We start from the raw sequence: 7,882 nt of genomic DNA, 5'->3' as shown, positions 1-7,882 counted from the left end.
TTACGGAAGGCGCGAACGGTTGGCAGTTCGCTGTTTTCCGCGCGATAGACGAGATAGTAGGCCAGCGGGCTGACGCAGTCCAGACGGCGTACAATGAACCCGCTACCCACATCAGGAATCCCATGTCCTTCCAGCAAATCTTCCCCCAAGGCGAGGAAAACACTGCTTACGCCCAATATTTCACTGGCAACAGTTATCTCGCCCCTCTTGCTACGGGCGATGCCGCCGTGCATAACGTCACCTTCGCCCCCGCCTGTCGCAACCACTGGCATATCCACCACGGTGCCGGGCAAATCCTGCTCTGCACTGCCGGCGAGGGCTGGTATCAGGAAGCGAGCCAAGCGGCACGCCGCCTGCGTCCTGGCGACACTGTCAATATCCCCGCCGAGGTCAAACACTGGCACGGCGCAGCCAAAGACCAGTGGTTTTCGCATATTTCGGTGACCGTACCAAAAGAAGGTGCCAGCACGGAATGGTGCGAACCGGTTGATGACGCCTCTTTCAACGCCCTTTGAACGCCCCGCAACTCATTGGAACCGTCATGAACCTCACCCCAAAACAAACCGCCCTCGCCTGCCTCGCTGCCGCCACGGCGCGCGGCGATCAGGAAGCTCTGGCAACGGCACTCAATGATGCTTTCGATCACGCCGCGCTGACCGTGGAAGAAAGCAAAAGCGCACTGGAACAACTCTACGCCTACTGCGGTTTCCCGCGCAGCCTAAACGCCTTGGCTACTCTGTTGGCGACTGTCGAAGCACGACAGGCAGCGGGCAAAAGCACCCCCCCAGGCCGCCCCGCCGCTGCTATTCCCGCCGTGGACATGAGCGTTATCGGGACGGAAATGCAAACCGCGCTGGCCGGCCAGCCGGTCAGCGGGCCGCTGTTCACCTTTTCACCGCACATTGACCATTACCTGAAAGCACACCTATTCGGTGATATTTTCGCCGTTTGCACCGCCTCCTAAAAGATCGCCCAAAAAGCTACTTGCGTCGTTGATATCGATTTTGCCGTCGCCGTTGAGGTCGAGCTTGGCGCTTGCGATTTTGCCGATCAGCGCGCTAAAATCCACCCCTTTGCTATCGACGGCATTTGCTTGTACGTCCTCGCCGCCGCCCAAAAGTCCGCCCAGCATCGAGCCTAGCGAGCCAGATCCGCCGCTTTCGTTTTTGCTTAAAAAATTTGAGCTGATGCCCGCAATTATCGCATTTATCTGATCGTCGGGTAGGTCCACGCCTAGAAATTTTTCGATAAAAGCGACCGGACCGCTTTGAAATTCTCTTAAATTTTTATCATCGCTTTTGAGCGCAGAGACCATATTTACAAGTCCGTTTATGTCCATTTATGCCTCCTTGATCTTGGCTTTCGGAGCCTGTTTTACAATAAGTTCTATTACTTTTAGAGCGTCCGCCTTGGCCTCAAAATCCTTGCTGATGGCGATGATCTGTCCGTTGCTAGCCGTTAGGCGGAAGCGAACCTTGCCTGCTTTATCGGTGTAAAGCTCAAATTTCGGATTATTTAGCTTTTCTCCGCCCGCGATTTGATCCTCGATCTTATTTAGCGCAGCGTTTTTTACGACGCTTTCGATGCCGTTTTTGCAAGCGGCCTTGCTCGTGTAAACCTCGGAGGTGCACAGTACGTGCCCGTCATAAAGTAGATCGAATTTGCAGCCGTCCTTAGCATCTTTGATTAAAAACTCAGCCATTTTTTATCCTTTCGTAGAAGATATCGTTATTTTAGCTAAAATTTTAATAAATATTTTTAATAGGCGCGGAATTTTCTGCTAAAATTGCGCACAAATTTCATTTACAAAGGATCATAATGATAAAGGCTCTACGTTTTAGCTTGATTTTCGCCGCTACTTTAGGATTTGGCGCGGATGAGAGCGATGCATTATTTAAGGATATAAGGATGCGTCTGGGCTGCAATCTAGCCGCACAGGACTGCGAGACTAACGCCGGCGGGCAGAAGGCGCTCTTTAGCGTAGCGCGCCATCCGATCGAAGCGGGAGTAAACGAGCTAAAAATAAGCGGAATTTCGCGTGAGCTGAAAAATCCGAGCGTTAAAATTTCGGGCGTGAGTATGAATATGGGCAATGCGGAATTCCCGCTAAAGCGCAGCGCAGACGGCTATGAAGCGACGCTTGACGTTGCAGTGTGCACGCACGCCGTAATGCGCTACAAACTTGAAATTTACGAGGATGGCGAGCCTAGCGGGCTTTTTGTGTATTTTGATCTGCGAAAGCGTGCTACAGATCGAGACCGCGGCGAAGATATCCACTTGCATCACCACGAGCATTAGACGCGCCCCGTTTGTGCGCGGGGTAAAATTTACGCTTCTTTGAGACGTTTGCTAAAATTTACATGCTGCTCGGAGAAAATTTTATAAATTTTAAAGCGCCGCTTGCGATAAATTTTATGTATCTTTCGAGCGACGCACGTCGCGAGTGGATACGGGCGCCTGTGCGGCTCGCCGTAACGACCTGGGCGCGCTTCATTAGGGCGTTTACAAAAACGCCTTTATAAGCGCGCGGCTATTTGCCGCGCATTCGCCGCATATGTTTCGTAACCACTACCGAGGCGCGTCAAATTTAGCCCTTCGCCGCCTTTAAATTTTAAAATTTTTAAAATTCGCTTGCGTTTCATACGCCCAAGCTACGCGGAATTTTGAAATTCCTTGTATAATCTGAAGCAAATTTTAAATCTAAGGAAAGCCATGCAAATATTAAGACAAAAGCACTTTAGCGGCGAGCGCGCGCTGTTTTGCGCAAAGGATCTGCGGATCGAAAATTCCGTCTTCGGCGAGGGCGAGTCGCCGCTAAAACACAGCGCAAATATCGTCGCGCAAAACTGTAAATTTGAGTGGAAATATCCGTTTTGGTACGCCGAAAATATCCGCGCACAGGACTGCTTATTCGACGAGGTCGCGCGCGCAGGGATCTGGTATAGCCGCGGCGTGGTGCTAAAAGACTGCCTCTACGGCGCGCCTAAAGGGCTTCGTCGCGTAAAAGACGCCACGCTGCAAAATGTAGAATTTCACGACGCACAGGAGACCTTGTGGCACTGCAGCGACGTCACGCTAAAAAACGTTACCGCAAAGGGCGCGTATTTCGGGCTTGATTGCGAAAACTTAAGCATCGAAAATCTATCGCTCTTCGGGGATTACTGCTTCGACGGCTGCAGAAACGTAACGATCAAAAACTCCAAACTCCTATCCAAGGACGCGTTTTGGAACTGCGAAAATATCGTGGTCGAGGACTGCTTTATCGCGGGCGAATACTTTGGGTGGAATTCTAAAAACGTAACGCTGCGAAACTGCAAGATCGAGAGCCTGCAGGGCTTTTGCTATATGCAAAATTTGCGCTTGCAAGACTGCGAGCTCATAAATACGACGCTAGCGTTTGAATACAGCGACGTACATGCCGAAATAAAAGGCGCGATCGATAGCGTCAAAAATCCGAGCAGCGGGCTAATCCGCGCGGCAAGCATCGGCGAGCTGATCCTAGACGGCGCAACGGACGCGTCTAAAACTGAAATTATTACTGAATTAAGGGCGTAAGATGGGACTTTTTGATTTTATAAGTGGCAAGGAGAAATACGACTTCGACACTCTGCCAAACCGCCGCGGCACGAAGTCGCTTAAATGGGACGTAGGTGAGAATGAGCTTCCGATGTGGGTCGCGGATATGGACTTTGCCGTCGCGCCCGAGATCATTGAGGCTCTGCAAAAGCGGCTGAACGAGCGGGTTTTGGGCTATTCGCTCGTCGATGATGAATGGCGCAGCGCGTATCAAGGCTGGTGGCTCGCGCGCCACGATTATGAAATCCAAAAGGAGTGGCTGATCTATGCCGGCGGCACGCTGCCTGCGATCGATTCGATCATCCGCAAGCTCACCTCGCCTGCCGAAAACGTGCTGCTGATGAGCCCGGTTTATAACTGCTTTTACTACTGCATCAAAAACGCCGCCCGCGTGCCGATAGAAAACGAGCTTACCTACGCTAACGGCGATTACAGCATTGATTGGGAGGATCTACAGGCCAATCTCGCCGATCCGCAGACGACGCTTTTTATCCTTTGCAACCCGCACAATCCGGTCGGCCGCACCTTTAGCAGGGACGATCTCGCCCGTATCGGCGAGCTGTGTGAGAAGCATTGCGTGACGGTGCTTAGCGATGAGGTGCATTGCGATCTGACCGAGCCGGGCGTGCGTTACACGCCATTTGCTGCGGCAAGCAATAGCTGTGAGAGGATCTCGGCTAGCATAATCGCGCCAACCAAGGCGTTTAATATCGCGGGGCTGCAAAGCGCGGCGGTCTTTGCCGCGGATAAACGCTTGCGTCATAAAATTTCAAAGGCGCTAAATTCCGACGACATCGCCGAGCCGAATTTTTTCGGCGTCCAAGGAGCGATCGCCGCATTTACGAAGGGTGCGCCGTGGCTGGACGCGCTGCGCGAATACCTCAGCGAAAATCGCAAATTCGCGGCGGAATTTATCGCGCGCGAGCTTCCGCAGGTGCATGTCGTGCCGCAAGACGCAACCTATCTTATGTGGCTCGATGCGGGCGCTTACACGCAGGATAGCGCGGAGCTTGCGCGCTTCATCCGCGAAAAAACGGGGCTGTATCTCTCCTGCGGCGCGCAATACGGCAAGGGCGGCGAGAAATTTTTGCGCCTAAATATCGCGACCTCTAGAGCGCTGCTAAAAGACGGGCTAGGACGGCTGAAAGAGGCGCTAAAGATCTGCCTGCACTAAGCAAGCTGCGGCACGGCAAAGGCGAAATTTAAAATTTACAGCGACTAAATTTAAAGCGGCGGAGCAAATTTTAAAATTTTGCAGCAGGGCGCGGCTTTGCGCTAAATTTAACGGCGATCAAACTTGCGGCACGCGGTTAAATTTAAACATTTGCACGACAAATGAACCGGCGCTTAAATGCGCTACAAAAGGCGGATTATGGATATAAACGGCGATTTAGAGGAGCTTTACCTGCTTGAAAAACGGCGCGAAAAGCTCGCGCGCATTAGCAAGCTCGTCTCATTTTTGATAATCCTGCTACTGCTCGGGCTTTACGTGTTTTTGAATACCAGAGCAGAGCCCGTCTCGTTTGATACAAACTGGCTTATAATCGCGCTTTTCATCATCTTTCCCCTCTTAAACGGGCTGCTCTACCGCCTATTTTACAGCCTAAGCCTTGGCAAAAACGGCGGCACGCAGCGCGCAAATTTTGATAAATTTAGCGGCCTTGATACGGCGCAAAATACAGGCGCGCTAGGGCAGGGCGCGGCGCAAACTGGGCAAATTTTAAGTACCGATATAAACGAGGGGCGGGTATTAAAAGCTGAAGTAGGCGAGGGCGGTAGCTTCGAAAGCAGTGATAGCCGCGCGAGCGCTATTTACGAGAGGTTTGAGCCCAAAGCTGCCGAAAGAGAAGGCAGGGGCGAGAAAGACGGCACGGCCGGATCAAAATTTAACTTTCTAGCCGATCTACAGAGCCTGGAGGATGAGCGCGCGGCACTGCAAAAAGCGGTGAAAAAGGCCAACATCGTCGCCGCTGTCGTAGGGCTCGGCGTGGGCGCACTGGTGGCGCGCTTTTGGGACGAAGTGGCGCCCGGTGTATTTTTCGGCATCTCCGTTTACGGCATAGTAGGCGCTCTTTTGACGGCGAGCAAAAGACGGAATTTCAGATCAAATTTCAAAAGCAGGATCGTCGCGAGCATCGCAAAAAGCTTCGGGCTTAGCTACGATGAAAATGGCGGGTTGGGGACGGATGAGTTTTTTGAAATTTACGACTGCTACATAAACGAACAATCGAGCGAGGATATGATGAGCGGGGAGGTGCAGGGCGTGCCAGTGAGGTTTAGCGACTTTTACGCCGCCGAAAAGGTGCGCACCAAAAACGGCACTCGCACCGACGTAAAATTTCAAGGAGTGCTTTTCGTCGCGGATTTTCACAAAAGGCTTAACTGTGAGGTGCGGGTATGTCACAAAAACTCGCGAAATCTGCGTAGATACGGGCAGCGAGCGAATATGGACGACGTGAAATTTGAGGAGTTTTTCGACGTATATACGACCGATCAGGTGGGTGCCAGATACGCTCTGACGCCGCTTTTGATGCAGCGACTGACGGAGGTCTATCTAAGGCTGGGCTCGCAGATAAACGCGGTGCTAAGGGAGGATAAAATTTACATGGCGATCGAGACCTGGCGCGATAATTTTGAGCCTAGAATCGACTGCTCGCTAAAGCAGGACGCCACGATAGCGCTTTACGTAGATGAGATCGGTGCGCTTGCGGGTATCGTGAGCGAGCTAAATTTGAACCGCAAAATTTGGAGCGAATAAGGCGAGCAGCAGCGCTGTGGAGTATGGCAGAGGAGACTACATACGGCTGTGGCGGCGCAAGATAGACGGGACAAAGCGCGCGGGATTGTAGGCTCAGCTACACGACACAGATGCGCTGTCTAGCTAAACATAGAAATGGATGCGTTGCGCGGATCGTGCGTTTGGGCGGATATGCGATCGCTCTTTCGCACGAGCCAATCGAAAGATGGAGCGCACGCGGAAAGCGTTCGTATAAGACTTTACAAGCTGCATGAGCCGATAAAATTTTATAAATTCCCGCTCTGTTTAACGAGCGAGCGCTTGTGATTTGCCATCGTTCGTGCGGCATAAATTTTACCGCACGAGCAGTTTGCGTTAGAATTTTACTATCGCTTGAAATTTATGCTATGCGCGCGACTTAAATTTTGCCGCGACGACCCGCGCTAGGCTGCATTCCATCTCGGCTAAAATTTACTCGGTGGCTAAATCTGTCGTGCGAGAGCAAAACTTTGCCGCTAGATCGATAAATTTAGCTAGCTTATAAAAGCGCTCGCTGCCTAGGCGTTTATGGACGCCGTTTCGGTAAAGCTACGGCGCTAGCGTCGCTGCAAGGTTGCGGGGCTTAGTAAGATCGCCCGCTAAACTAGACGGCAAATCTAAATTTATAGCTTTCCGCCTTCGATTACGACATCGTCAGCTTTGATGTCGTCGCCGTATACTGGCGCTAGCGTCGCGTCGTAGTCGGCGTGGAAAAATTTCTCGTCCGCGAGCTTTACGATTAGATCGTCAAGCCATTTGCGAAGCTCGTCGTTGCCCTTTTTGACCGCAGGCGCGATGACGTCCTGATCGCCCAGCGAGCGGATGCCTACCTTAAAGCCCGGGTTTGACTTCGTCCACGCGAACAAAAGCGTATTATCATGCGCGATCGCATTGCCTCTGTGGTCCAGCATCGCACCGAAAGTCTCGGTATTTTGGTCAAATTTTAAAAGCTTGATTTCGGGATGATTTTTTGTAAAATACAGATCTGCGGTCGTGCCTTTGTTGATTAAAAGCGTTTTGTCCTTAAGCTGCGAAACGTCGGTAATATCGCCGTTAGGGCTCGCGACGCCGAGAGCTACCTTCATATACGGTAGCGCGAAATCCACGACCTCTTTGCGCTCCGGCGTGACGGTGAAATTTGCAAGCGTGATATCGACCTTATCGGACGCCAAAAATTCCGCGCGATTGGCGGCCTCTACGAGCACAAACTGCACCTTGCTCTCATCGCCCAAGAGCTCCTTTGCGATACGTTTTGCAAAATACACGTCATATCCCGCGTTTTTGCCCGCATCGTCGATATAACCAAACGGCGGCTTATCGCCGAAAACCGCGATCCTTACCACGCCGCGCTTTTTAATCCCATCGATATAACTTTGCGGCGCGGCGGAACCTTGCGCGGAATTTGAGGAGCCTTTGCCTTCGTCGTTGCAGCCTGCGAAAAATAACGCACCTAAGATAAAAAGCGTGCTTAGCGTTTTTTTCATCTTTTCTCCTTTGGCGGTTACCCGCGTGTAATATGCTTGGTGAAAG

9 protein-coding genes and 1 riboswitch are annotated in these 7,882 nt (G+C 51.8%); of the genes, 6 read left to right on the top strand and 3 right to left on the bottom strand.

All coding sequences use genetic code 11. The annotated features are described in order from the left end of the window. Together Q0095_RS07815 and Q0095_RS07810 are read left to right on the top strand one after the other, a co-directional pair. The coding region (locus tag Q0095_RS07815; RefSeq protein WP_297882889.1) for a cupin domain-containing protein at nt 1-515 on the top strand (515 nt) is incomplete at its 5' end. Between the two features lie 26 nt (nt 516-541). Continuing rightward, entirely contained in the window at nt 542-964 is a 423-nt protein-coding gene (locus tag Q0095_RS07810) for a carboxymuconolactone decarboxylase family protein (protein WP_297882887.1), read from the top strand. On the opposite strand, the gene Q0095_RS07805 is transcribed toward Q0095_RS07810, so the two are convergent. Together Q0095_RS07805 and Q0095_RS07800 are read right to left on the bottom strand one after the other, a co-directional pair. Then, on the bottom strand, nt 926-1,339 hold the full coding sequence (locus Q0095_RS07805; RefSeq protein ID WP_297882885.1) for a hypothetical protein: 414 nt from the start codon (nt 1,337-1,339) through the stop codon (nt 926-928). The genes Q0095_RS07810 and Q0095_RS07805 overlap by 39 nt on opposite strands. Next, complete coding sequence (locus tag Q0095_RS07800; RefSeq protein ID WP_297882883.1) at nt 1,340-1,702, bottom strand: YegP family protein; 363 nt, start codon at nt 1,700-1,702, stop codon at nt 1,340-1,342. 116 nt (nt 1,703-1,818) lie between these two features. Between Q0095_RS07800 and Q0095_RS07795 the strand changes: the two genes are divergently transcribed. The 4 genes from Q0095_RS07795 (at nt 1,819) to Q0095_RS07780 (ending at nt 6,334) form a co-directional block, all read left to right on the top strand. Next, complete coding sequence (locus tag Q0095_RS07795) at nt 1,819-2,298, top strand: hypothetical protein (RefSeq protein WP_297882881.1); 480 nt, start codon at nt 1,819-1,821, stop codon at nt 2,296-2,298. 414 nt (nt 2,299-2,712) lie between these two features. Then, on the top strand, nt 2,713-3,555 hold the full coding sequence (locus Q0095_RS07790) for a DUF3737 family protein (protein WP_297882879.1): 843 nt from the start codon (nt 2,713-2,715) through the stop codon (nt 3,553-3,555). Between the two features lies 1 nt (nt 3,556). Continuing rightward, nucleotides 3,557-4,750: a MalY/PatB family protein gene (locus Q0095_RS07785; RefSeq protein WP_297882877.1), complete on the top strand. Its 1,194-nt coding sequence runs from the start codon at nt 3,557-3,559 to the stop codon at nt 4,748-4,750. A gap of 198 nt (nt 4,751-4,948) precedes the next feature. Then, nucleotides 4,949-6,334 carry a DUF3137 domain-containing protein gene (locus Q0095_RS07780; protein WP_297882876.1) on the top strand — a complete coding sequence of 462 codons (1,386 nt, stop codon included), beginning with the start codon at nt 4,949-4,951 and terminating at the stop codon, nt 6,332-6,334. Nucleotides 6,335-6,975: 641 nt separating this feature from the next. Here the strand turns inward: Q0095_RS07780 and Q0095_RS07775 are convergent. Next, nucleotides 6,976-7,836, bottom strand: a complete 861-nt coding sequence (locus Q0095_RS07775) for a cysteine ABC transporter substrate-binding protein (protein WP_297882874.1) — start codon at nt 7,834-7,836, stop codon at nt 6,976-6,978. Beyond that, a riboswitch (PreQ1 riboswitch) is annotated at nt 7,834-7,882 on the bottom strand. This riboswitch is flagged as partial in the annotation. (Overlaps the previous gene by 3 nt.)

Origin of the sequence: uncultured Campylobacter sp. (assembly GCF_938045535.1) — a bacterium.
Classification (GTDB): Bacteria; Campylobacterota; Campylobacteria; order Campylobacterales; family Campylobacteraceae; genus Campylobacter_B.
This window is presented reverse-complemented; position numbering and strand designations above follow the sequence as displayed.

Coding starts and splice junctions, on each gene's coding strand:
- Q0095_RS07800 (WP_297882883.1), bottom strand. CDS start 1,702: ATGGCTGAGTTTTTAATCAAAGATGCTAAGGACGGCTGCAAATTCGAT.
- Q0095_RS07795 (WP_297882881.1), top strand. CDS start 1,819: ATGATAAAGGCTCTACGTTTTAGCTTGATTTTCGCCGCTACTTTAGGA.
- Q0095_RS07790 (WP_297882879.1), top strand. CDS start 2,713: ATGCAAATATTAAGACAAAAGCACTTTAGCGGCGAGCGCGCGCTGTTT.
- Q0095_RS07805 (WP_297882885.1), bottom strand. CDS start 1,339: ATGGACATAAACGGACTTGTAAATATGGTCTCTGCGCTCAAAAGCGAT.
- Q0095_RS07810 (WP_297882887.1), top strand. CDS start 542: ATGAACCTCACCCCAAAACAAACCGCCCTCGCCTGCCTCGCTGCCGCC.
- Q0095_RS07775 (WP_297882874.1), bottom strand. CDS start 7,836: ATGAAAAAAACGCTAAGCACGCTTTTTATCTTAGGTGCGTTATTTTTC.
- Q0095_RS07780 (WP_297882876.1), top strand. CDS start 4,949: ATGGATATAAACGGCGATTTAGAGGAGCTTTACCTGCTTGAAAAACGG.
- Q0095_RS07785 (WP_297882877.1), top strand. CDS start 3,557: ATGGGACTTTTTGATTTTATAAGTGGCAAGGAGAAATACGACTTCGAC.